Raw genomic sequence first — 23914 nt, forward strand, 5'->3', positions numbered from 1 at the left:
GCTATGGAAACGATCATCCTCTTTGCGCCGCTTGTGGGGGCCCTCATCGCCGGCTTTGGCTGGCGCGTGATCGGCGAGAAGAGCGCGCAATATCTGACCACAAGTCTTTTGTTCCTCGCCGCGATCCTGTCTTGGGTTATGTTTCTCACCTTTGACGGCACGACCGAGCATGTCACGGTCCTGCGCTGGATCGAAAGCGGGTCGCTCTCTGTTGATTGGGGTATCCGGATCGACCGGCTGACGACGATCATGCTGATCGTGGTCAACACAGTGTCGGCGCTCGTGCATCTCTACTCGCTGGGCTACATGGCTCATGACGAGAACTTCGGCGATGACGAGCCCTACCGTGCACGGTTCTTTGCCTATCTCTCTTTCTTCACCTTCACCATGCTGATGCTGGTGACATCGGACAACCTGCTCCAGATGTTCTTCGGCTGGGAAGGCGTGGGGCTGGCCTCCTACCTGTTGATCGGGTTCTATTTCAAGAAACCCTCCGCAGGTGCGGCATCTATGAAAGCCTTTATCGTCAACCGTGTGGGCGACTTCGCGTTCATTCTTGGCATGGCGGGTCTGTTCCTTGTGACGGACAGTGTGCGCTTTGACGATGTGTTCGCCTCGGGACCGCTTCTGGCGGATACCTCGCTGCACTTCCTCTGGACGGAATGGAACGCGGCCAATCTTCTGGCCTTCCTGCTCTTCGTCGGTGCGATGGGGAAATCGGCGCAGCTCTTTTTGCACACATGGTTGCCGGACGCGATGGAAGGCCCGACGCCCGTGTCGGCGCTGATCCACGCCGCGACCATGGTGACGGCGGGGGTCTTCCTCGTCTGCCGCATGTCGCCGGTCTTTGAATATGCACCGCAGGCGCAGACCTTCATCGTCTACATCGGGGCCACCACGGCGTTTTTCGCCGCCACGGTGGGGCTTGTGCAGAATGACATCAAACGGGTGATCGCCTATTCGACCTGTTCGCAGCTTGGCTACATGTTCGTGGCCGCAGGTGTGGGCGCCTATGGTCCGGCGATGTTCCATCTTCTGACACACGCGTTCTTTAAAGCGATGCTGTTCCTCGGGGCCGGTTCGGTGATCACCGCGATGCACCACGAACAGGACATGCGCAACTACGGTGCGCTGCGCAAGAAGATCCCGTTCACCTTCTGGATGATGATCATCGGCACGCTGGCCATCACCGGTGTCGGGATTCCGCTTACCACTATCGGCTTTGCGGGCTTCCTGTCGAAAGACGCGATCATCGAGAGCGCCTATGCGTCCGGTGTGGGCTATGCCTTCTGGATGCTGGTTATCGCGGCGTTGTTCACCTCGTTCTACTCGTGGCGCCTCATCTTCCTGACCTTCTTCGGCAAGCCGCGCGGCGACCATCATGCGCATGACCACGCCCATGAAAGCCCGCTTGTGATGCTGATTCCGATTGGCACCCTGTCTCTGGGGGCGATCTTCGGCGGGATGATCTGGTACAACAGCTTCTTTGGCGATCATGACAAGTTCACTGATTTCTTTGGCCTGCCGCATCATGCGGAGGTGGAGATGGTCGAAGGTGGCGCAGACACGCATACAGACGCCCATGCAGATGACGCGCATGTGGTGGCGGATACGCATGGTGCCGAACATGCCGAGGGCATGGCGCCGCAGGGTGCGATCTTCCTTGCTTCGGATAACACCATTCTCGACGATGCCCACCACGCGCCGACATGGGTGAAAGTCTCGCCCTTTATCGCGATGGTGCTGGGCTTCCTGATTGCGGTCTGGTTCTACATCTGGAAGCCGGAAACTCCCGCGAAACTGGCGAAAAGCCAGCCCGTCGCCTACCAGTTCCTGCTGAACAAATGGTATTTCGACGAGATTTACGACGCGATCATTGTGCGTCCCCTGTTGGCTCTTGGCCGCTTCCTGTGGAAACGCGGTGACGTGGGCACCATCGACGGGGCCATCAATGGCATCGCACTTGGTATCGTGCCCTTCTTCACCCGCCTTGCCGGGCGTGCGCAGTCGGGCTTCATCTTCACTTACGCTTTTAGCATGGTTCTGGGGATTGTGATCTTGGTAACCTGGATGTCGATCGGCGGGGGGGCTCACTAATGGATAACGTGCTTTCCTTCGTCACCTTCCTTCCGACGGTGGCCGCTCTCGTGCTCGCGCTGTTTCTGCGCGGCGAGGACGAAGTCGCTCAACTGAATGCAAAACGCCTCGCGCTGTTTGCGACGGTGATCACCTTTGTGGTCTCGCTGTTCATTCTTTTCGGGTTCAACCCGCAGGACACAGGGTTCCAGATGGTCGAAGAGGCCGACTGGATCATGGGGCTGAAATACAAGATGGGCGTGGACGGGATTTCGGTCCTGTTCGTGATGCTCACCACGGCGCTGATGCCGCTGGTGATCTGGTCCGCGTGGGATGTGAAAACCCGCGTCAAGGAATACATGATCGCCTTCCTGCTTCTGGAAACGCTCATGCTCGGCGTCTTCTGTGCGCTGGACCTGATGCTCTTCTACCTCTTCTTTGAAGCGGGGCTGATCCCGATGTTCCTGATCATCGGCATCTGGGGCGGTCAGAACCGCATCTATGCCGCGTTCAAATTCTTCCTCTACACCTTCCTCGGCTCCGTGCTGATGCTGGTGGCGATGGTGGCCATGTATATCGACGCTGGCACCACCGACATTGTGCAGCTTATGGCGCATGAGTTCTCCTCCGAGACCATTCAGGTGCTGGGCTTCAACATTGTTGGCGGGTTCCAGACGCTGGCCTTCCTCGCTTTCTTCGCCTCTTTCGCGGTGAAGATGCCGATGTGGCCGGTGCACACATGGTTGCCGGACGCGCACGTTCAGGCGCCGACTGCGGGCTCCGTGGTTCTGGCCTCGATCCTGTTGAAGATGGGCGGCTACGGCTTCTTGCGCTTCTCGCTGCCGATGTTCCCTGTGGCGTCGGCCAACCTTGCCGATTTCATCATGGTGCTGTCGGTCATCGCCATCGTCTACGCCTCTGTCGTGGCGCTGGTGCAGGAGGATATGAAAAAGCTGATCGCCTATTCCTCTGTTGCGCACATGGGCTATGTGACCGCAGGGATTTTCACCATGAACCAGCAAGGTCTCGATGGCGCGATCTTTCAGATGATCTCCCACGGTTTTGTCGCGGGCGCGTTGTTCCTCTGCGTCGGGGTGATCTACGACCGGATGCACACCCGTGACATTGCGGCGTTTGGCGGGCTGGTGAACAAGATGCCGGCTTACGCGCTGATTTTCATGTTCTTCACCATGGCCAACATCGGCCTTCCGGGCACCTCCGGCTTTGTCGGCGAATTCCTGACGATCATCGGTATGTTCCAGGCCAACACATGGATCGCTCTGGTGGCTGCTACGGGTGTGATCTTCTCGGCCTGTTACGCGCTCTGGCTCTATCGCCGCGTTGTGCTGGGCGACCTGATCAAGGAAAGCCTGAAGACGATCAAGGATATGACCGCGCGCGAGAAATGGATCTTTGCGCCTCTGGTGGCCATGACGCTTCTGCTGGGGATCTATCCCTCGCTGGTGCTTGATCTCATCGGGCCGTCGGTCTCCACCCTTCTTGAAACCTATCACGCCGCTCTGCCGATGGTTGCAGACGTCGCCACACATTAAAGGACACTGGGGATATGACCTCTACTGACTTTTCCATCGTCCTGCCGGAAGTTCTCCTCGCCATCTATGGCATGGCGGCGCTCTTGTTTGCTGTCTACACCGGCAAGGACAAGCTCGCAGGGCTCATCACATGGGTCACCGCTGCGGTGTTTGTTGTCATCGCCTTGATGATCGGGTTGGGTGGCGAAGGGGCGCACACCGCATTTGGTGGCATGTTCATCGACGACGCGTTCTCGCGGTTCGGCAAGGTGGGCGTTCTGCTCGCGGGCGCGGCTGTGCTCGTGATGTCCTACGACTTCCTTGAGAAGCGCGGCTTTGCCAAGTTCGAATATCCAATCCTCGTGCTCTTCTCCACGATCGGCATGATGGTTATGGTTTCCGCAGGCGACCTTATGGCGCTTTATATGGGGCTGGAGCTTATGTCTCTGGCGCTCTACGTCATTGCCTCCTTCCGCCGCGACAGTGTGAAATCCACCGAAGCGGGACTCAAATATTTCGTGCTGGGCTCCCTGTCCTCGGGGCTTCTGCTCTACGGTGCATCGCTGGTCTACGGGTTTGCGGGCACGACAGCTTTTGCGGGTATCATCTCCGTTGTGCATGATGGCGCGCCGGTGGGTGTGCTCTTCGGCCTCGTCTTCGTGATGACAGGGCTGGCGTTCAAAGTCTCCGCCGTGCCGTTCCACATGTGGACGCCGGATGTTTATGAAGGCTCGCCCACGCCCACGACCGCGTTCTTTGCCACAGCGCCGAAACTCGCCGCTATGGGCCTCTTTGCCCGCGTGCTGCATGATGCATTCGGCGGTATCGTCGGCGACTGGCAACAGGTGCTCGCTGTGATCGCTGTGGCGTCCATGTTCTTGGGGGCGATTGCTGGTATCGGTCAGAAAAACATCAAACGCCTCATGGCCTATTCCTCGATCTCCCACATGGGCTTCGCGCTCATGGGGCTGGCCGCAGGGAATGCGCAAGGCGTGCAATCCGCGCTGATCTACATGGCGATCTATGTCACGATGAACATCGGCACATTCGCCTTTATCATGACTATGGAACGCGATGGCAAACCGGTCACCGACATTGCCTCGCTGAACCTCTACTGGCGCAATTCCCCGACGAAGGCTCTGGCCGTTCTGGTCCTGATGTTCTCGCTCGCAGGTGTGCCGCCGATGCTCGGCTTCTTCGGAAAACTGGCTGTGCTTCAAGCCGCTTGGGGCGCGGGGCTGGTTTACCTCGCTGTCTTCGGTGTGATCGCCTCCGTGATCGGGGCGTTCTACTACCTGCGCATCGTCTATTACATGTATTTCGGCACAGAGACCGATCCGCTCGACAAGGTGACAAGTCCGGTGGCTTTTGCCTTGTTGACGGTGTCCGCGCTGATCATGCTGGTCGGGATCGTCAACATGTTCGGGGTTGAGGGCATGGCGGCCTTGGCGGCGGATGCTCTGGTCAAGTGACCGATAAATATGCCCGATAGTCGCCATATATGGCCCGAGGGGGTAGGGCGGACCGTTCTCCCCACCGTGGATAGCACTATGTCGGAGGCCGCACGCGTAGCGGCCTCTTGCGCATTTCCGCAATGGATTCTCGCACAGGTGCAAACCGCAGGCCACGGGCGACGCGGTCGGGCATGGACCATGCCCAAAGGCAACTTTGCCGCCACGCTGCTGATGTTTCCACAGGAACGTCCGGAGATCATCGCGCTGCGCAGTTTTGTCTCCGCGTTGGCGCTTTATGATGCTTTCGTCGCGGTGACGGGCCGCTCGGACCCGTTCGCGCTCAAGTGGCCCAATGATGTGCTTCTCAACGGTGGCAAGGTCGCGGGCATCCTTCTGGAACGTGGCCCTGCGCATCTGTCTATCGGGATCGGCGTCAATCTCGCCGAAGCGCCTCCCGTCTCTATGGTCGAAGAGGGCGCGCTGCCGCCTGTCTCGCTGGCCCATGAGACCGGCGCATTGGTCGAGCCGGAGGAATTTCTGGACCAGCTTGCCCCCGCCTATGCCCATTGGGAAGCGCAGTTCACGAACTTCGGCTTTGGTCCGATCCGTGAGGCATGGCTCTCCCGCGCCGCGCGTCTAGGCACAGAAATCCGCGCCCGCACCATACGCGAGACCCATCACGGCATATTCGAAACCGTGGATGCCTTCGGCAATCTTGTTCTTGCGACGCCGAAAGGCAAACTCTCCATTCCAGCCGCAGAGGTCTATTTCTGATGCTTCTCTGTATCGATGCAGGCAATACCAACACCGTCTTTTCCATCTGGAACGGGTCGGATTTCATCGCCACATGGCGCACCTCGACGGAGCATCAACGCACGGCCGACCAGTATTATGTCTGGTTGTCGACGCTGATGAATTTCCAGAAGATCGAGGCAGATATCACCGAGGTGGTAATCTCCTCGACCGTGCCGCGCGTGGTCTTCAACCTGCGCGTGCTCGCCAACCGTTATTTCGATTGTCGCCCCTTGGTGGTCGGCAAACCGGAATGCCTTTTGCCGCATATGGCGCGTGTCGATGAGGGCACCACTGTGGGGCCTGACCGTCTGGTGAATTCCGCAGGCGCATTCGATCTCTATGGCGGAGATCTCATCGTAGTGGATTTCGGCACGGCGACCACATTCGACGTGGTGGCCGAAGACGGGGCCTATGTGGGCGGTGTGATCTCTCCCGGGGTCAACACCTCTCTCGAAAGCCTGCACCACGCTGCAGCCGCCCTTCCGCATGTGGATGTGACTATGCCGCAGAAGGTGATCGGCACAAATACAGTGGCCTGTATGCAATCCGGTGTGTTTTGGGGCTATACTGGTCTTGTGCGCGAGACCTGCAACCGGATCAAAGAAGAATATGGCCGCCCGATGCGCGTGATCGCGACCGGAGGGCTTGCGCCTTTGTTCAATCAGGGTCACAAACTCTTTGACGCATTTGACGAATTCCTGACCATTCACGGCCTCGTGGTCATTCACCAATATAATAAGGATCAGGGCACCCTATGAGCGACAGACTTCTCTATCTACCCCTTGGCGGCGCCGGCGAAATCGGCATGAACTGCTATGTTTACGGCTACGGTCCCGCTGGCAACGAACGCTATATCGTGGTCGATCTGGGCGTAACTTTCCCCTCGATGGACGGCACGCCCGGCGTCGATCTGATTTTCGCCGATGTGGCTTGGCTCGAAGAGCGCAAGGACCGGATCGACGGCATCTTTATCACCCACGCGCATGAGGACCATGTCGGCGCTGTTGGCCATCTCTGGCCGCGCCTTCAGGCTCCGATCTATGCCCGCGCCTTCACCGCGCATCTGGCGCGTTTGAAATTCGAAGAACACGGCCATGACGAATTGCAGATCAAGACGGTCTCCGCATGGCCAGAACAGATCAAAGTCGGCCCCTTCACGGTGGGTTTCGTTCCGATCTCCCACTCCATTCCGGAGTCCTCGGCACTTGTGATCGACAGCCCCGCAGGGCGTGTGATCCATAGCGGCGACTTCAAGACAGATGAAAACCCCGTGGTGGGCGAACCCTTTGATCGCGCCTTGTTCGAGGATATCGCGAAAGACGGTGTGAAAGCTCTGGTCTGCGATTCGACCAATGTTTTCTCCCCCAATCCGGGGCGCTCGGAAGCGGATGTCATTGAACCCCTGAGCAATCTCATCGCGTCTCTTGACGGGATGGTGGCTGCGACCACTTTCGCCTCCAACATTGCACGGGTCAAAACGCTGGCAGATGCCGGTTCCAAAGCGGGCCGTTCGGTCGTGCTTCTTGGCCGCGCCATGCGCCGCATGATTACCGCCGCGATCGAGACGGGGATCATCTCCGATTTCCCGAAAACCGTGTCGCCCGAAAACGCCGGTGATATTCCGCGCGAGAACCTGATGCTTCTGACGACAGGCTCGCAAGGCGAACATCGCGCGGCCACGGCACAGCTGTCGCGGGGCAAATATCTTGGCCTGAAAATGACCGAGGGCGATACGCTGATCTTTTCCTCCAAAACCATTCCGGGCAACGAGGTCTCTGTCGGTCGCATCCTGAACGCTTTCTCGGAGATGGGGGTCGAGACGATCTCCGGTCGTGACGATATTCACGTCTCCGGCCACGCAAATCGCCCCGATCTGGCGATGATGCATGAGATTGTAAAGCCGCAAGTCGTTGTGCCCATGCACGGGGAGCACCGTCACCTGCGCGAACATGCGAAACTGGCCGAATCCAACGGGTTCACAGCTATCATCGCGCCCAATGGTGTCGGTGTGGACCTCTCCGCAGCAACGCCGCGCGTGGTGGAATATGTCGAGACAGGCCGCACCTATCTTGATGGCAAGATCCAGATTGGCGCGATGGACGGTATCGTGCGCGACCGTATTCGCATGGCCCTGAACGGTCTTGTGGTGGCGACGGTGATCGTCGAGGACGACGAACCCTTGGGCGATTGCTGGTGCGAGCTGCGTGGTCTGCCGGAAACCGGCCTGTCGCGCGCACCTCTGAACGAGGTGCTTGAAGAAGACGTGAATCAGTTCCTTATGCGCGCCAAGCCCAAGACGCTCGGGGATGACGATAAACTCGAAGAGGAAATGCGCCGGATCATCCGTCGCACGACACAAGAGGAAGTCGGCAAGAAACCGGAAGTGCAAATCATCATCTCGCGACTGTCGAGCTGATCAGCACTACTAATAATGCATTTTAGACTCAATGTGGGGGAGGGGTTCTCTCTCCCGCATTGGTTATTTAGCTAAGGTTCGAGACAACCATCCCGTTTCCTTTGCTGCAAAAAATACTCAAAATAAAACCCGCGCTTTTGGCGCGGATTTTTCAATGTCTGGAAGAGGGTCGTCAGGGGGATCAGCCCGCCTGACGCTCCTCAAAACTCAGTGCGATGAAAGAGGGCAGGTGATCGCCAAGGCCGACGACCTTGTTGTCATCCTCCCTGCGACCACGGCCACCACGGCGCGGCTTCGGCTCGGACGGGGCAGGGGCGCTCTGGCGTTCCGGAGCGGCTTCTTTCGGAGTCTCCGGCTCGGCGGCGACCTGACGCGGCTCTTCCTTGGCCTCGACGGGATTCACTTCGTCTATCTTGTCAGACTTGCGCTTGCGCGACCGGCTGCGCTTCGGCTTTTCGGCCTTCACTTCTTCCTGCTCCGGCGCATCCTCGGTCGGTGTCCCGAGCGGGTTTTCAAGCCGTGAAATTTCCTTGGCGATGAGCGATTCGACATCGGCGAAATTCTTTTCGTCACGCGGTTCGCAAATCATGATCGCCTTGCCGTCGCGGCCTGCGCGACCTGTCCGGCCAATCCGGTGCACATAGTCTTCGGCATGGCCGGGCACGTCGAAGTTGAATACATGGGTCACAGAGGGCACGTCCAGCCCGCGTGCGGCCACATCGGAAGCCACGAGGATTTTAAGCTCGCCATTGCGGAATTTCTCAAGGGTGGCGTTACGTTGGCTCTGCTCCAGATCACCGTGGATCGGAGAGGCTTGATAGCCGTATTTGTTGAGGGATTTCGCGACGATATCCACATCCGTCTTGCGGTTGCAGAATATGATTCCGTTTTGCAGCTTTTCGCCTTCCGCGTCGATCAAAGCGCGCAGAAGTTTGCGTTTTTCGCTGGCGGCACGGTCGCGGCGGGAGCCTTTGAACATCACCACATGCTGTTCGATATTCTCGCCGGATGTCGCCTGACGGGCCACCTCGATCCGCGCAGGGGCTGAGAGGAAGGTGTTGGTGATCCGTTCGATCTCCGGTGCCATCGTGGCCGAGAAAAATAGGGTCTGGCGGGTGAAAGGCGTGAGGCCGAAAATACGTTCGATATCGGGGATGAACCCCATGTCGAGCATCCGGTCGGCTTCGTCCACCACCATGACCTTAACGTCAGAGAGGATCAGCTTGCCGCGTTCGAAATGGTCAAGAAGACGGCCCGGTGTCGCGATCAGGACATCGACGCCTTTGTCGATCAGCGAATCCTGCTCTTTAAAGCTTACGCCGCCGATGAGCAGCGCTTTGGTCAGCTTCATGTATTTGGTGTATTGGTCGAAATTCTCGGCAACCTGCGCGGCGAGTTCGCGTGTCGGGCAGAGCACCAGAGAGCGCGGCATACGTGCGCGTGCGCGGCCCCGGCCCAGCATGGTGATCATCGGCAGAACGAAAGAGGCAGTCTTGCCGGTCCCCGTTTGCGCGATGCCGAGCACGTCTTTGCCTTCAAGAGCGGGCGGGATGGCGCCGGCCTGAATAGGGGTCGGGCTTTCGTAGCCCGCATCCTCAATGGCTTTGAGAACTTTGGGAGCGAGATTTAGATCGGAGAACTTGGTCAAACTGTGCCTTTCGCGATGTGCGGCTGTAAAAACGGCCGCAAATTCCACGCGGCCCGTCCGGCCATATTGCCGAGACGTCTTTGGCGCGTCTTTTACGCTTGTTGGCGCAAAAGGTCAAGGAAAGGCAGGGGGAGGCGTGATCTTTGGCTCTAAAGGCGGCTCAGCCGCTGACAAGCACCGCATTTTCCAGAATGGCGGCTTGCCATGTTTCCGGATCATGAACCGGCATCATATCGCCGCGAAGCGTGACGCGGGCGCCTTCTTCAAGCCCGACCAGAGGTGTGTCGAGATTGACCTGAACCGAGGCGCCGTGATCCGCACCACCGCAGAAGGGGCACAGGCCCATATCAGAGACAAGTATCAACTCGCGAATCTCCGAGCCCGGCGTGAGCGGAACAGCATAGCCCGTCAATTCCATGCCCTGAACACCGTTTTTGAGACGTTCGGGAAAGCCCTTTTTCACCTCATAGGAGGTTTCCGTGACCACTTCGTCAATCGTGATCCCTTTCAGAAGGTCCCAACCCGGTGCATCCGCAAAGGCGGACGTTGCGGTGGCGGAAAGTCCAGCGGTAAGGGCGAGACGGCTGACGGGGCTCATGAGACAAAACCTGTTGGTAGTTGCATTCCGCGGGGACGGTAGCCGACCTGACAGCATATGGGAAACCCCCATTTATCAGATCGGCAAAAAGTCGCACGCAAGGATGTGTGGCGTTACACCATCATCTCTTTTGTCGCGGAGAGCGTCAGTTCCGGATAATCGCGCTCGATTCGGTCAATGTCCCATTGCAGACGGGTCAAAAACACCGGATCGCCGTCATGATCATAGGAAATATGCTGTTTGTTGGCGTTGATAAACTTGTCCAATTCCAACCTTGGGCCGGTCACCCAGCGTGCAGATGTGAATTGAGATGCATCAAATCGAACAGGCAGCCCGTATTCCAGCTCGATCCGGCTGGCGAGAACCTCGAACTGAAGTGCGCCCACAACGCCGACGATAAAGCCGGAGCCAATCGCGGGTTTGAAAACCTTCGCGGCCCCTTCTTCGGCGAATTGCATAAGGGCTTTTTCGAGGTGCTTGGCCTTCATCGGATCGCCCGCGCGCACACCTTGTAAAAGCTCCGGCGCAAAGGAGGGGATACCGGTCACGCGAATATCCTCACCTTCGGTCAGCGTGTCCCCGATCCGCAATTGCCCGTGGTTCGGAATGCCGATGATGTCACCGGCCCATGCCTCTTCTGCCAATTCGCGGTCGGAGGCCAGAAACAGCACCGGATTCGAAATCGACATCGGCTTTTTCGACCGCACATGGGTCAGTTTCATCCCGCGTTTGAAATGTCCGGCGGCCAGACGCACAAAGGCCACACGGTCGCGGTGTTTCGGGTCCATGTTGGCCTGCACCTTGAACACATAGCCCATGACCTTCTTTTCTTCGGGGCTGATCGGGCGGGGGGTGGCCTTTTGGGGCTGTGGCTCGGGGCCGTATTTTGCCATCCCGTCCATGAGTTCCTGCACGCCGAAGGAGTTGATCGCGGAGCCGAACCAGATCGGCGTCAGCGTGCCGTCGAGAAAGGCTTGCCGGTCAAACGGCGGTAGCAGTTCCCGCGCCATTTCCAGCCCTTCCTTGAGCTGTTCCAGCAGGTGTTCCGGCACATGTTCCGCGAGTTTCGGATCGTCCAGCCCTTCGATCTTGATGCTCTCGGCCACCTTGTTGCGGTCGGCGCGATCCATCAATTCGAGGCGGTCGTTCAAAACATCATAGCAGCCGAGGAAATCCCGCCCGACACCAATGGGCCAAGAGGCAGGCGTCACGTCAATGGCAAGATTTTCTTGAATTTCGTCAATAATATCAAGTGTGTCGCGGCTCTCGCGGTCCATCTTGTTACAAAATGTCAGGATCGGCAGGTCGCGCATACGGCAGACTTCGAAAAGCTTCTGCGTCTGGCTTTCCACACCTTTTGCGCCATCAATAACCATGATCGCCGCATCCACCGCCGTGAGTGTGCGATAGGTGTCCTCGGAGAAATCCGAGTGACCGGGGGTGTCCACCAGATTGAAGCGGTAGTTGTGAAAGTCAAAAGACATGGCCGAGGCCGACACGGAAATCCCGCGGTCTTTCTCCATCTGCATAAAGTCCGACCGCGTGCGCCGCGCCTCGCCCTTGGCGCGCACCTGACCGGCCATCTGGATCGCGCCACCATACAGCAGGAATTTCTCCGTCAACGTCGTCTTACCGGCGTCCGGGTGCGAGATGATGGCAAAAGTCCGGCGACGGGCAATCTCCGGCGGCAATTCGGGGGCGTTATGTGAGCGATCCAACATGGCCGTTCATATACGCGCGGGCGCGGGAGCGGGCAATGGGCGAATATGCAGGAAACACAAAGGCCCGCGATTCGGGCGCGGCCCTGTCCTGACGGATGTATCCTTTGTGCCGGAAATACTCAGCTTCCCGACGCGGCGCGCAGCACATCGGCAGCCACAGAAGGTTCCAGCATCCCGTCGCGCAGTTCGAAGGCGCGCGGAGTCTCATCGGCGCTATGCTCGGGGGAGAGCCGCGCACGGATGTCGGACGGCAGGAAGGGCTTCACTCGCCCGTCCACGAACATGCTCTCGGCGGCGATGCCCTCGGCATAGATGATCTCGTGGCTGTCGAAGAGGATCTGGAAATAATCCACGAATCCTCCTTCGGTCTGAATGACATTTTGCCCGTTCACCAAAAGTCGTGCCTTGACCAGAACTTCGGCACGTCCGGCGCGCACGGCATCGCGGCGTTGGTAGATGAAAATCCGGTGATGCGGCGAGAGGACCAGATCATTGGCGTTGTTCAAAGCGCCTTTCTTGATCACGATCGGAGCAAAGGCACCGGTGGCGCGCACGGTTTGCGCCCCGATCCAGCGAATTTCCTTGGGGCCATGGTCGCGGGTCAGGACGCGGTCACCGACGGAAAGCTCCTCAATCGGTTTTTGCATCCCGTTGGACAGGGTGATCCGTGTGCCGCGTGTGAAGGCGACACTGGCCACATCGGCCAGACGGGTATGCGCGGTGTCCTTGTCGATCTTGACCAGCGCATATTCGAGATCGGGCTTGAGCGGGGCGAAGGGCAAAAAGTAGGTGGCTTCCACCAGCCCGTCCTCATCGGTTTCCACAAGCACCAGAAGCTCGACGGTCACACCGGAACCGGCCATAAATGTCGCAACGCAATCGAGGTGCAGCCTGTGCCCTGCACCCCCGAGTTCGGTGTTGTCCGCAACGCTCAGCGAGTCGGTGTCGATCAGCACTGACAGCCGGCCACGACGGGCGGATTTGTGCAGCTGATAATTGTCGGCCAGTTCCATCTCGGCAGCATAAGACAGCCCGTCGCCAAGGTTCACCCCGTTGGTCACCCGCAAATCCTGACCGCGATACACAACAAGACTTTGCACCGGTAGGCTGGATTGACCTTCTGGTTGCTGTGGCGTGACCAAGCTGCTGTCCTTCCTGTTCATGACGTGCTCCGGATGCCTGAGAGGCTCGATACTCTGTTGAAAATGGTACGCTGCGGCGGCCGGATCAAGTGGGATCATCTTAACGGTGAATATGCCGTGTCTTGCGAATATTGTACATAGAGACGCCTCGCAACCTCGATCCACAGGGCTTTGATCTTTAACATTTCTATTCTGCCGCGAAACAATGGCGTGATTTGGGCGGAACTGGTGTTATTTAATGCAAAACGCACATAGTTTGCGTGGAACGCACTGGTGACTGCAAAGGAGATTTGAATGGATCTGGGGATCAAAGGGAAAAAGGCGCTCGTCTGTGCCTCGTCAAAAGGTTTGGGACTGGGCTGCGCACGGGCTTTGGCCGAGGCGGGTGTCGATCTGGTGATGAACGCCCGCGGCAAGGACGCGCTTGAGGCCGAAGCACAGAAGATCCGCGAGGAGTTCGGGGTTTCGGTGGAGACGGTCGCCGCTGATGTGACCTCCGAGGACGGGCGCGCGGCTCTGCTGAAGGCTGCGGGCGAGGTGGATATTCTGGTGAACAACGCAGGTGGTCCGCCGCCGGGACAGTGGACAGACTGGGAACGCGAGGATTTCATCAAGGCGCTTGACGCAAATATGCTGACACCCATCGCGCTGATCAAGGCGCTGGTGCCGGGAATGATGGAGCGCGGCTGGGGGCGGGTGGTCAACATCACCTCTGTCTCGGTGAAGGCTCCCATCGCTGTGCTGGGCCTGTCGAATTCCGCCCGCGCCGGACTGACCGGCTATGTCGCTGGTACTGCGCGTCAGGTTGCGCCGAAAGGTGTGGTCATGAACAACCTTCTGCCCGGGCTTCACGCGACAAATCGCACGGTTTCCCTCGACAGTGCTGCGGCAGAGACCTCTGGCAAAAGCTTCGATGAGGTTCGCGCCGAGAAATCCGCCGCTATTCCGGCTGGCCGCTATGGGACGATTGAGGAATTCGGGGCCACCTGTGCTTTCATGTGTTCGCAATTTGCGGGTTTCATGGTCGGGCAGAACATCCTTCTGGATGGTGGCGCGACGAATACCACGATGTGAAGATTTGACCTGCGCCATGCTCCGGCTTCGGCTCGCATGGCGCGGTGTTCAGGTCCAGCCATCCCGCGCAGACCGTCGAGAGTTGCGATAGCTGCGCGGGCCTGATAGGCAACTTGAGAGTTTCCATCAGATAAAGCCCCGCCTGTGACCGATCCCCGCCTAGAAATCCGCAACATCCGCCGTCGCTTTCAGGGACGCGAAGTCGTCTCGGACGTCTCGCTCAAAGTGATGCCGGGGCAGGTGACCTGCCTTCTGGGACCGTCCGGTTGTGGCAAGTCCACAACCCTGCGCATCATCGCGGGCGTCGACATGCAGGACGAGGGCGAGATCTATGTCGACGGGGAGCTGGTCTGCGATACTGTTTTCCGTGTCCCGCCGGAGCAGCGTTCCATTGGAATGATGTTTCAGGATTTTGCACTTTTTCCACATTTGAGCGTCGCCGAGAACGTGGCTTTCGGCTTGAACGGTCACAAATCCGACAAACGTGCGCGTGTCGAGGAACTGTTGGACAAGGTCGGACTTCTGTCGGCTGTCGACAAGTTTCCCCATGAATTGTCCGGCGGCGAACAACAGAGGATCGCACTCGCCCGCGCCTTGGCGCCGCGCCCGTCGATCATGTTGATGGACGAGCCATTCTCGGGTCTTGACGAACGGCTCAAGGACGATATTCGCGACAGCACGCTGGATGTGCTGAAGTCGGAAAATACCGCCGTGCTTCTGGTGACCCATGAGCCGCACGAAGCCATGCGCATGGCCGACGAGATTGCGTTGATGCGAGATGGTAAGATCGTTCAGCAAGGCGCGCCCTATAATATCTACAACGCTCCGGTCGACCGGAAAGCCGCTGCATTTTTCAGCGATATCAATGTAATACGTGGCAAGGTGCAAGACCTCTCGGTGACCACCCCGTTCGGCAAGTTCCTCTGTCCCGGTCAACCGGACGGGGCGGAAGTGGACATCGTGATCCGTCCGCAGCATCTGCGCATTGATTTCGACCGGCACGGGCGCGGCCCCAATCCGACGCCGCAAGATGGCACCCCCGCGCGCGCAGTTGTCCAACGCGCACGGTTCATGGGGCGCGAGAGCCTTGTGGAATTCAAAATGGAATTTGACGGCTCTGTGCTCAAAGCCACGGTGCCTTCGGTCTTTTTGCCAAAGCCCGGCACACCGATGTGGCTGATGCTGCGCCGGGATCGGTGTTTCGTCTTTCCGGTCAAAGACGGTTCTGCCTCGGACCGCGTCTGAGTATTTTTCCCATCAGAAAGCGCCGATGATTACGCTTTGTTAAACCTCGTATCCTAACATATGTCATGCGGTACAGGCGGGAGCGCCGATGACCGCCCATCGGAAAGCCGTCCCGACTCGTGTGGCCTGAAACCCTTTCGGTGACGTCACTACGCTATGTACCGGCAGTCGGGACGCATCCGGTTTTCTGATGGTAAAAAATACTCATATCGGGACGTGAGAGGTGTTTTGAAATGCTATGAAGTCTTCCAAGGTTTTCCCCGGCTCATCCTTGAACTGTGCGCCTGTATCAATGACGTTTTCAATCCGGTCCACACGGAAGGTCTGAAAAGCATCGCACTCTTCGCACCACGCGCCCATGGTCCAGACGCGGCCCCAGTATTCAAGCTGTAGGGGGCGTACGAGGCGGGGACTGGTTTCGCCTGAAGTCTCGCCCGACAGCGCGGCATAGGTGATGCGCAGGATTTTCTTTTCCCGCACCGCCTGACGCAAAAGAGGAATATGTCTGAAGCCGGTCTGCACATCCGCAAAGGCAAAGGGATGGAGCGCATGGCCCCATTCGGCAGCGGCGGGGCCGGTGTTCTCGGGCAGAACTGCGTCGATTTTGGCGGCGAGGCTTTGCGCGCTGTCTGCCAGATCCGGGTCGGAGGCTTCGCCCAGAATGGCCACTGCAAGATGTAGAGCTTCCAACTCGCCCATGGTCAGGTTCAATGGTGGCAGGGTGATGGGTGCGGTGATCGTATAGCCGACGCCGCGCTCGCCTTCGACAGGGACGCCAGAGGCTTTGAGGGTTGCCATATCGCGCCAGATGGTGCGCTCGGAAACGTTGACCTGTGCGGCGAGCTCCCGCGCGGTGTGGAGCTCGCCGTCGCGCATAATCTGGATGAGGCTGAACAGGCGTTCGCTACGCTGTGAACCTGTGCTTTTGTGCCCGCGCGTTGTCACGGTGTTGCCTTTTGGGAGACCCCAACAGTTTCAATTACTTGAGTGTCCGTCATCACTTTTTCCTGATTCGATTGCTTTGACTTGAGGGCATCAGTCACAACAGACATAAACCTGTCGGTTGAAGAAATCCACATGCCACAGCCGCGCCAATGTTGTGCAATGGGGACTGAAACGTGTTTTTGCGCTTTTCCTTGGCGAACGGGCGGCCTAATCCTTGTCTCCGAGAATTGTAACGGACCGGGGTACGGTCCGCGAAAGATGGAGAGACACATGCTCAACAATATCGGCCTTCCGGGTCTTCTGCTCATCGCCGTCGTGGTTCTGGTCCTCTTTGGCCGCGGCAAAATTTCCGGCCTCATGGGTGAGGTCGGCAAAGGTATTTCGTCGTTCAAAAAAGGTGTGTCTGAGGGCACCAAGGAAATCGAAGAGGAAGCCGCAGAAGTGGCCAAAGATGTCACTCCCGAAGAGGAAAAGGACAAGGTCTGAGACCTGTTCTGCGCGGTTGCGCTCTTTGGTGTGCGGGGCGAAAGGTCCCGTTGATGTGGTATTTGGACAAGGCGGTGCGTGATGTTTGACATCGGCATGTCAGAACTTTTGATCATCGGGATCGTGGCGTTGATCGTCGTCGGTCCGAAGGATTTGCCCGGTATGTTTCGTACGCTCGGGCGGTTTACCGCGCGGGCAAAATCCATGGCGCGCGAGTTTTCGCGGGCGATGGAGGCGGCTGCGGATGAAAGCGGGATGAAAGAGGCCTCCGAGGCGCTCAAAGGCGCGGCCAATCCGAAGAAATTCGGCCTCGACAAGCTCAATGACGCGGCCGAAACCTTTGAAAAATGGGATCCGATGAAGGCGCCCGATGGCAAGGCTGCGCCCAAGACGGACACGGCCCAGAAAGACGATCTGAGTCCGGAGCGCGCGGACGCGGCAAAGAAAATCTCCGAGGCGGCAGCGAAAAAAGCCACGGAGCGCAAAGCGGCGGAGGCGGCTGCGTCCACAGAGGATGCGGCCCAAAAGACCGGGGATGAGGCATGAGCGACAGCGATATTGAAGACAGCAGCGCGCCACTGATCGAGCATCTGGCCGAATTGCGCACCCGTATCATCCGTGCGGCACTGGCGTTTATCGTGGGGATGGTGATCTGTTTTGCCGTGGCCAGCCCGATCCTTGATTTCCTGCTGGTTCCGATCGAAAAATCCATGCGCGCGCTGGGGAACCCCAATCCGGTGATGCAATACACCGCGCCGCAGGAATATTTCTTTACCCTGATCCGCATTTCTATGGTCGGTGGTCTGGCGATTTCCTTTCCGGTCATCGCCTATCAGCTTTGGCGCTTCGTGGCGCCGGGGCTCTATCGCAACGAGAAAAATGCCTTTCTTCCGTTCCTGATTGCCTCGCCGCTTTTGTTTCTGGCCGGTGCGGCATTCGCGCAATATGTGGTCGTGCCTTTGGCGATGACCTTCTTTCTGGGCTTTGCTGACCTGCCATCTTTCGTCGGCGCATTGGTGGCCAATGGCGGCGATGTCGTGGCGGCAACCTCGGACACGGGGATCGATATTGTCTTCAACGGCAAGGTGAACGAAAGCCTTGATATCACTCTGAAAATGATCGTGGCCTTCGGGATATGTTTCCAGCTTCCCGTGCTCCTGACCCTGATGGGGAAGGCAGGACTCGCCACGGCTGCGGGGCTTCGGGGCACGCGTAAATATGCGGTCGTAGGCATCCTGACCGTGGCCGCTCTGGTTACGCCGCCGGATGTGACGACCCAGTTGATCCTCTTCATCGTGGTGTATGGCCTCTACGAGATTTCGATCTTCCTCGTGGCCCATGTCGAGAAAAAGCGCACGGAAGAACTGCGTGCTGCGGGTGTTCTGGACGAAGATGAAGACCTCTATTCCGGATTTGATGACGATGACAAATAAGACATTGAAACGTATCGCGGAGGCCCTCGAACGGATGGCCCCCGCGCCGATGGACGCGCCGGATTTCGACAAGGCAGATGCCTATGTCTGGCAGACGGAGCCGGATGCGCTTCAGCCGGTCAAATCCGTTGCGCGGATTGATCTGTCGCTTCTGGTTGGGGTGGACCGGTCGCGTGACACTCTTCTGGAAAACACCTTGCAATTCGCGCGCGGCCTTCCGGCGAACAATGCCCTGTTGTGGGGCGCACGCGGGATGGGCAAGTCGTCTCTGGTGAAGTCGGTGCACGCCGCCGTCAATGCGCAAGGGCTCCCGCTCAAGATCGTGGAAATGCAGCGCGAGGATTTGCCCACCGTTGCACGTCTGTTGAACATTTTGCGCGGCTCGGAGCATCGTTTCCTGCTGTTCTGTGACGACCTGTCCTTTAGCCATGACGATCAGCATTACAAATCGCTCAAAGCGGTGCTGGACGGCGGCATCGAGGGACGCCCTGACAATGTGCTGTTCTACGCCACCTCGAACCGTCGTCACCTTATGCCGCGCGACATGATCGAGAACGAGCGCAGCTCTGCGATCAACCCGTCCGAGGCCACGGAAGAAAAAGTGTCCCTCTCGGACCGTTTCGGGCTCTGGCTCGGATTCCATCCCTGTTCGCAGGAGGAATATCTGACGATGATTCGCGGCTATTGTCGTGAATATGGGGTCGAGATTGACGACGAGACGCTTCAAGCCGAGGCGATTGAATGGCAGGCTACGCGCGGCTCCCGTTCAGGGCGTGTGGCGTGGCAGTATTTTACCGATCTGGCCGGTCGCAAAGGTGTCAAGTTGGGATGAGTACTTAAGCCATCAGAAAACCCTGCAAAGGAAAACCCCGAACGCTGTAGCGCCGGGGCTTTCTGATGGTCTAAATACTCGATTTTTCAATCAGTTCAGATAAGGTGTGGGGTCAACCGTCTGGGTGCCTTTGAACACCATGAACTGAAGCGCGTTGAATTCGTTGGCCGTGACCTTTGCAATGGTCTGGCCCCGCTTCACGCTATCGCCCTTTTTCACCGAGATATCATCAATGAAACTATAGGCCGTTTGCAGACCGCCACCGTGATCCACGACCATGATCTTCACCCCGTCGGCATTGGTGGAGATGAGCTTCACCGTGCCGTCTTTTGCCGCTTTCACAGGCGTGCCGGAGCTTGCTGCGAAGAGGATGAATTTCGATTTGGTCTTGTCGTAGTCGCGGATGATGGCGCCGGAAACGGGCTTGGTCATCTCGGAGCTGGAACTGCTCTGGGTTGCGCCCAGATCGGCGGCGGGAGCGACTTCTTTGGGCGCTGGCACCGCTTGGGCCGGATCGGGCAGGGGCTCGGCGGCAGAGGGCGGTGTCGGCGTCGGAGAGCCTTCGCCGGGTTCGGTTTCCACTGTCAGCGGGCTGACGTCGGAGGCCTTCACAGGGATCAGGAGATAGCGGCCTTCCTCGACCGACAGGTTGGAATCCAGCCCGTTCCAATCCGCTAGCGCACGCACGGAGATGCCGTATTTGCGGGCGATGGAATAGGCCGTCTCGCCACGTTGCACCTGGTGGCGGACGGGCTCCATGCCTTCGATCGGGTCGGAGGCTTTGGCCTGTGTCATCGTCGTCGAAGTGCTGGAGGAGGTCTGTCCGCTTTGGGCATCGCTCAGCGCCTCGTCGGTCAGTGCGGTGATGTCGATCCGCTCACCGGAGGCAATCGTGCCCGCGCGGGTGGAGGCCGAGGAGCCATCGACACGGCGCGGCAGGGCGATGACTTCGCCTTCGCGCAGGGTGACGTCTTCGGTGATGCCGTTGTAGCGGGCAAGCTCAGTCACAGATAGCCCCGTGCGGTTGGCAACATCGGCAATCGTGTCGCCGCGTCTGGCAATGGCCACCTGATAGTTCGGGTAGGAGATGATGCCCTGTGCGTTCGGCTGCGGTTTGGAAATCGTGCGAGCCTCAGACGCCGCATCTGCGGTGGAGAACGCATCGGTCATGCCACGCAGATCGAAATCAATCGGCTTGTCACAGGCGCTTAGCGCCAGAACGGCGCATCCGGCCATCACAAGGCCTGCGCGGCGGGTTTCAAACATCGGGAAAATCGTCATGTTTACTCTGTCCTCAATGGCGGGGTTTCTTCCCCCTTTGGCCCCTCTCGTGTGGAGGCGTTGAACGGTTTTCACTCTTGCCCCATCCCCTCGACAAGGGGCACGAAACGCACGGCACGAAGTTCTTCGTAATCGAAACCCTGCTCAAGTCGCGTCACCTTGATCAGGCTTTGCACGGCATCGGACTGACCGACCGGCAGGACCATGATACCGCCTGTTTTCAATTGCGCCAAGAGGGGGCCCGGAGGGTCCTCTGCGGCGGCTGTCACAAGGATGCGATCAAACGGGGCCTGATCGGGCAGGCCAAAGGAGCCGTCTGTGGACATGGCGGTGATATTCACGATGCCCGAACGGTCAAATATGGTCTGCGCCTCGCGCACTAGACGGGGGTAGCGGTCCACGGTGTAGACGCGGCGGGCAAGCTGGCTCAGGATCGCGGCCTGATAGCCGGAGCCTGTACCGACTTCGAGCACCTTGTCACGCGGCTGCACATTCAGTGCCTGTGTCATCAACCCGACCACAGAGGGCTGGGAAATCGTCTGGCCGCAGGCAATGGGCAGCGGCATGTCTTCATAGGCGCGTTCGGCAAAGATGCCCTTCACGAAATCGCCACGGTCAACCTTTTCCATGGCCTGAAGCGTGCGCGCCTCCGTCACGCCCTTGGAGCGGAGCGTGAACAGGAATTGCATTTTGGCTTCAGGAGACATGGCCATCAGAGAGTGCGCTCCAGAGCGGCCAGTTGGTCATGGGCCGTCAGATCGGCGCGCATGGGTGTGATGGAGATATGGTCGGCCAGATTGGCGGTCACATCGGTGCCGGGACCTGTGTCCACGGATTGTTCGGAGCCACGCACCCACAGAAAGCGGCGTCCTGTGGGCGAGTTTTGCCCTTCAAGTCCGAAGCCGGAGGTCTGGCGACGCCCTTGGCGGCAGATGGTAAGGCCTTTGGTCTCGCTGGCGGGGATCGGTGGGAAATTCACATTGTAAAACAGGCCGTAATCCTCACCTTCCCCCCAAGGGGCATTGGCCAGAAGACGCCGGACGACCTCGGCCCCGTGATGGGCGGCGCTTTCAAACGGATCGTCGATCTTGGCGTTGCGCGGGCCAAGGAATTGCGACAGGGCAATGGATTTCATGCCTTGCAAGGCGCCTTCCATCGCACCGCCGATGGTGCCCGAATACATCACGTTCTCGCCGGCGTTGTTGCCGCGGTTGACGCCGGAGAGCACCAGATCGGGGCGCTCTGGCAGGATGTCGTAGAGACCCGCGAGAACGCAATCGGCGGGTGAGCCTTCGGCCGCCCAGCGGCGGGGGGCGAGTTCGGTAATCATCGTCGGATGCGAATAGGAGATGCAATGGGCTACGCCGGATTGTTCGAAGGCGGGGGCGACGGTCCAGACCTCGCCATCGGGGCCCGCGACCTCTGCTGCGATCGCCTCCAGTGTTTTCAGGCCGGGAGCGTTGATGCCGTCGTCATTGGTGATCAGGATGCGCATGAAAGGGACTTTCTCTTGTGTTGCCCTAGTCCTTAAAGCAGGCTAGGAATCGCGGCAAGTCGCGTGCTGGAACAATGTGCAAAAACAGCGATTCAGGAGGAAAAACCATGCCGAAACCTGTTTTAGATGCCGTGGCGGTGACTGCAACGGATATGGCGCGTGCGATAGAGTTCTACGAAATACTCGGTTTCGACTTTGCGGGCGGCTTTCTGAGCGAGGATCATGTCGAACCGGTCCGGGGTCCGGGAGAGCCGCGCTTGATGATTGACAGTGCCGAGTCGATGGAACGTCTTACAGGGGAGGGACCGCGCCCGCCCAATCACTCGGCCTTTGCGTTACTGTGTGACCGACCGGCAGAGGTGGATGCCTTGGCCGCGAAAATTGCGGAGGCGGGGTTTACGGTGGCGACGCGGCCTTGGGATGCGTTCTGGGGACATCGCTATGCGACCGTGGTCGATCCTGACGGCTACCGTGTGGACCTTTTCGCCCCGCTTTAACCCGCAGCGCGTGAGATGGATGTCAAAGAATGCCGGCTTCTTTCAACAGGCGCGGGGCCTCGTCGCGCGGATGGGCGAGGGTGGATTTGTCCTCTCCCGGAAAGAACCGCGCGCGGGTGGCCGTGGGCATGGGGCGCGGCGACAGGATGTGAACACGCGGGGCCTTTTCGACCGGTTGCGTCTCCGCCTGCCAACTTTTCGCCATAGCGATCTGCGCGGCTTTTGAGGCACCGTAAGCGCCAAAGAATTTCTCTCCGGCGTGGGGATCGTCAAAGAACAGTACGTCAGCCGGAGCAGGGGCCATGTTGAGCAAGGGGGCGATCATGGGGATCAGCTTGCCCGTCGCGGTCACATTGGTGAGGATCGTGCGATCAAAGTCCTTCGGGTCCATATGATCGGCAGGGGACAGAAGTTGGGCATAGACGGCTGTATGGGCCCAGAGATCAACATGCCTCCAGCGGTCGTAAATCCCGCGACACAGATGGGCCATCGCGTCCGGATTGGTCACATCCATCGGCGCAAGCGTGGCCTGACCGCCCTTGGCTTGAATCCTGTCATCCAGCTCTTCAAGCGCGCCGGTGGTCTTGGCAACGGCCACGATGTGATAGGCGGGCGCAAGGGCTTCGGCGAGGAAAAATCCAAGGCCGCGCGAGGCTCCGGTGATGAGGGCGATTTTGGTGTTCTCTGTCATGACACGCGGTGTGGCCTGTGCATGAGCTTGCGTCAAGAGGGTTTGAGTGCGCTGCGCGCGAGTGTCCCACTGGCCTCGTAAAGATCAAGCAACTGGTCGAGAGAGAGGTCGGGCAGACCGTCGAGCGTGGCGAGGGGGCGTTGCGTCCCGTCCCCGAACTCAAGTGTCACAGGGCTATCTTGCGCGGCAACGGGGGAGAGGTCATTGGCCAGTGTCGCAAGCGTGCTTTCCGGCACAGCCCCGCCATTGAGCAGGTCGAGATAGGCGTAGAAGACCGGATGCGGCACCTCGACCCAGAGCGCGATCATCAGCACCTCTTCGGCACCGCGCACGGGCAGGGCGAGCGTGGCACAGAGATAGCGCGCATCGTCTAGACGGCAGAGTTCGGAGGCCAGTTGATCGTCGCCCGCTTTAACAAAGGGCTGATCCCCGCGCGGCTCATGCGGCCAGTCGGAGGGGTGATCGAATCCGATGTCGATCAGCCCGCCATAGGGGCCTTCGGGGTGCATCAGCGCACGCCAGCGCGGGTCGAGATCAAGCAGCGAGGCCAAAC

General features: G+C 58.9%; 23 protein-coding genes. 13 read left to right on the plus strand and 10 right to left on the minus strand.

What is annotated here, in order from left to right; all coding sequences use genetic code 11:
• Window positions 1-3 precede the first annotated feature (3 nt).
• From nuoL to KO492_RS06370, 6 genes are read left to right on the plus strand one after another with little or no spacing between them, the layout of a single operon-like run.
• A complete protein-coding gene (nuoL, locus tag KO492_RS06345; RefSeq protein WP_216044176.1) occupies window positions 4-2097 on the plus strand; it encodes an NADH-quinone oxidoreductase subunit L in 2094 nt (697 codons plus the stop codon).
• The gene (locus KO492_RS06350) at window positions 2097-3629 is read left to right on the plus strand and encodes an NADH-quinone oxidoreductase subunit M (protein ID WP_216044177.1); all 1533 of its coding nucleotides are present in this window, start codon (window positions 2097-2099) and stop codon (window positions 3627-3629) included. Before nuoL ends, KO492_RS06350 begins: the two co-directional genes overlap by 1 nt.
• A 14-nt stretch (window positions 3630-3643) precedes the next feature.
• Window positions 3644-5080: an NADH-quinone oxidoreductase subunit NuoN gene (nuoN, locus tag KO492_RS06355; protein ID WP_066603547.1), complete on the plus strand. Its 1437-nt coding sequence runs from the start codon at window positions 3644-3646 to the stop codon at window positions 5078-5080.
• 9 nt (window positions 5081-5089) lie between these two features.
• Window positions 5090-5836 (plus strand): biotin--[acetyl-CoA-carboxylase] ligase, encoded by a 747-nt coding sequence (locus KO492_RS06360; RefSeq protein ID WP_216044178.1) that lies wholly within the window; start codon window positions 5090-5092, stop codon window positions 5834-5836.
• Window positions 5836-6615 carry a type III pantothenate kinase gene (locus KO492_RS06365; protein ID WP_216044179.1) on the plus strand — a complete coding sequence of 260 codons (780 nt, stop codon included), beginning with the start codon at window positions 5836-5838 and terminating at the stop codon, window positions 6613-6615. The genes KO492_RS06360 and KO492_RS06365 overlap by 1 nt, the downstream gene beginning before the upstream one ends.
• Window positions 6612-8273, plus strand: a complete 1662-nt coding sequence (locus KO492_RS06370; protein WP_216044180.1) for a ribonuclease J — start codon at window positions 6612-6614, stop codon at window positions 8271-8273. The genes KO492_RS06365 and KO492_RS06370 overlap by 4 nt, the downstream gene beginning before the upstream one ends.
• 181 nt (window positions 8274-8454) lie before the next feature.
• On the opposite strand, the gene KO492_RS06375 is transcribed toward KO492_RS06370, so the two are convergent.
• The 4 genes from KO492_RS06375 to KO492_RS06390 all read right to left on the minus strand — a co-directional run bounded on the left by KO492_RS06375 (window position 8455) and on the right by KO492_RS06390 (window position 13403).
• The gene (locus KO492_RS06375) at window positions 8455-9921 is read right to left on the minus strand and encodes a DEAD/DEAH box helicase (protein WP_216044181.1); all 1467 of its coding nucleotides are present in this window, start codon (window positions 9919-9921) and stop codon (window positions 8455-8457) included.
• A 160-nt stretch (window positions 9922-10081) separates the two neighbouring features.
• Window positions 10082-10519: a hypothetical protein gene (locus KO492_RS06380; protein WP_216044182.1), complete on the minus strand. Its 438-nt coding sequence runs from the start codon at window positions 10517-10519 to the stop codon at window positions 10082-10084.
• Between the two features lie 113 nt (window positions 10520-10632).
• Window positions 10633-12240 carry a peptide chain release factor 3 gene (locus KO492_RS06385; protein WP_066603560.1) on the minus strand — a complete coding sequence of 536 codons (1608 nt, stop codon included), beginning with the start codon at window positions 12238-12240 and terminating at the stop codon, window positions 10633-10635.
• A 119-nt stretch (window positions 12241-12359) separates the two neighbouring features.
• On the minus strand, window positions 12360-13403 hold the full coding sequence (locus KO492_RS06390; RefSeq protein WP_216044183.1) for a Hint domain-containing protein: 1044 nt from the start codon (window positions 13401-13403) through the stop codon (window positions 12360-12362).
• 273 nt (window positions 13404-13676) lie between these two features.
• Between KO492_RS06390 and KO492_RS06395 the strand changes: the two genes are divergently transcribed.
• Window positions 13677-14456 (plus strand): SDR family oxidoreductase, encoded by a 780-nt coding sequence (locus tag KO492_RS06395; RefSeq protein ID WP_216044184.1) that lies wholly within the window; start codon window positions 13677-13679, stop codon window positions 14454-14456.
• A 144-nt stretch (window positions 14457-14600) separates the two neighbouring features.
• On the plus strand, window positions 14601-15701 hold the full coding sequence (locus tag KO492_RS06400; protein ID WP_216044185.1) for an ABC transporter ATP-binding protein: 1101 nt from the start codon (window positions 14601-14603) through the stop codon (window positions 15699-15701).
• Window positions 15702-15905: 204 nt separating this feature from the next.
• Here KO492_RS06400 and KO492_RS06405 read toward each other — a convergent pair whose 3' ends face one another.
• Entirely contained in the window at window positions 15906-16646 is a 741-nt protein-coding gene (locus KO492_RS06405) for a helix-turn-helix transcriptional regulator (RefSeq protein ID WP_303578279.1), read from the minus strand.
• Window positions 16647-16916: 270 nt separating this feature from the next.
• Between KO492_RS06405 and KO492_RS06410 the strand changes: the two genes are divergently transcribed.
• The 4 genes from KO492_RS06410 (at window position 16917) to KO492_RS06425 (ending at window position 19397) form a co-directional block, all read left to right on the plus strand.
• Complete coding sequence (locus tag KO492_RS06410; protein WP_216044186.1) at window positions 16917-17132, plus strand: twin-arginine translocase TatA/TatE family subunit; 216 nt, start codon at window positions 16917-16919, stop codon at window positions 17130-17132.
• Between the two features lie 81 nt (window positions 17133-17213).
• A complete protein-coding gene (tatB, locus tag KO492_RS06415) occupies window positions 17214-17678 on the plus strand; it encodes a Sec-independent protein translocase protein TatB (protein ID WP_216044187.1) in 465 nt (154 codons plus the stop codon).
• Window positions 17675-18565 (plus strand): twin-arginine translocase subunit TatC, encoded by an 891-nt coding sequence (gene tatC, locus KO492_RS06420; protein WP_216044188.1) that lies wholly within the window; start codon window positions 17675-17677, stop codon window positions 18563-18565. Before tatB ends, tatC begins: the two co-directional genes overlap by 4 nt.
• Window positions 18555-19397 (plus strand): ATP-binding protein, encoded by an 843-nt coding sequence (locus KO492_RS06425; protein ID WP_216044189.1) that lies wholly within the window; start codon window positions 18555-18557, stop codon window positions 19395-19397. The genes tatC and KO492_RS06425 overlap by 11 nt, the downstream gene beginning before the upstream one ends.
• Before the next feature lie 90 nt (window positions 19398-19487).
• Here KO492_RS06425 and KO492_RS06430 read toward each other — a convergent pair whose 3' ends face one another.
• The 3 genes from KO492_RS06430 to surE form a co-directional block, all read right to left on the minus strand.
• Window positions 19488-20678, minus strand: coding sequence for a LysM peptidoglycan-binding domain-containing protein (locus tag KO492_RS06430; RefSeq protein WP_252735318.1), 1191 nt, complete (start codon window positions 20676-20678; stop codon window positions 19488-19490).
• Window positions 20679-20749: 71 nt separating this feature from the next.
• Window positions 20750-21391: a protein-L-isoaspartate(D-aspartate) O-methyltransferase gene (locus KO492_RS06435; RefSeq protein WP_216044190.1), complete on the minus strand. Its 642-nt coding sequence runs from the start codon at window positions 21389-21391 to the stop codon at window positions 20750-20752.
• Window positions 21391-22173 (minus strand): 5'/3'-nucleotidase SurE, encoded by a 783-nt coding sequence (gene surE / locus KO492_RS06440; RefSeq protein WP_216044191.1) that lies wholly within the window; start codon window positions 22171-22173, stop codon window positions 21391-21393. The genes KO492_RS06435 and surE overlap by 1 nt, the downstream gene beginning before the upstream one ends.
• Before the next feature lie 107 nt (window positions 22174-22280).
• Between surE and KO492_RS06445 the strand changes: the two genes are divergently transcribed.
• Window positions 22281-22670, plus strand: a complete 390-nt coding sequence (locus KO492_RS06445; RefSeq protein WP_252735320.1) for a VOC family protein — start codon at window positions 22281-22283, stop codon at window positions 22668-22670.
• 22 nt (window positions 22671-22692) lie between these two features.
• Here KO492_RS06445 and KO492_RS06450 read toward each other — a convergent pair whose 3' ends face one another.
• Both KO492_RS06450 and KO492_RS06455 read right to left on the minus strand, forming a co-directional pair.
• A complete protein-coding gene (locus tag KO492_RS06450) occupies window positions 22693-23361 on the minus strand; it encodes an SDR family NAD(P)-dependent oxidoreductase (protein WP_216044193.1) in 669 nt (222 codons plus the stop codon).
• 32 nt (window positions 23362-23393) lie between these two features.
• Window positions 23394-23912 (minus strand): DUF2199 domain-containing protein, encoded by a 519-nt coding sequence (locus KO492_RS06455; protein WP_216044194.1) that lies wholly within the window; start codon window positions 23910-23912, stop codon window positions 23394-23396.
• Between the last annotated feature and the right edge of the window lie 2 nt (window positions 23913-23914).

The organism is Celeribacter halophilus (assembly GCF_018860305.1).
Classification (GTDB): domain Bacteria; phylum Pseudomonadota; class Alphaproteobacteria; order Rhodobacterales; family Rhodobacteraceae; genus Celeribacter; species Celeribacter halophilus_A.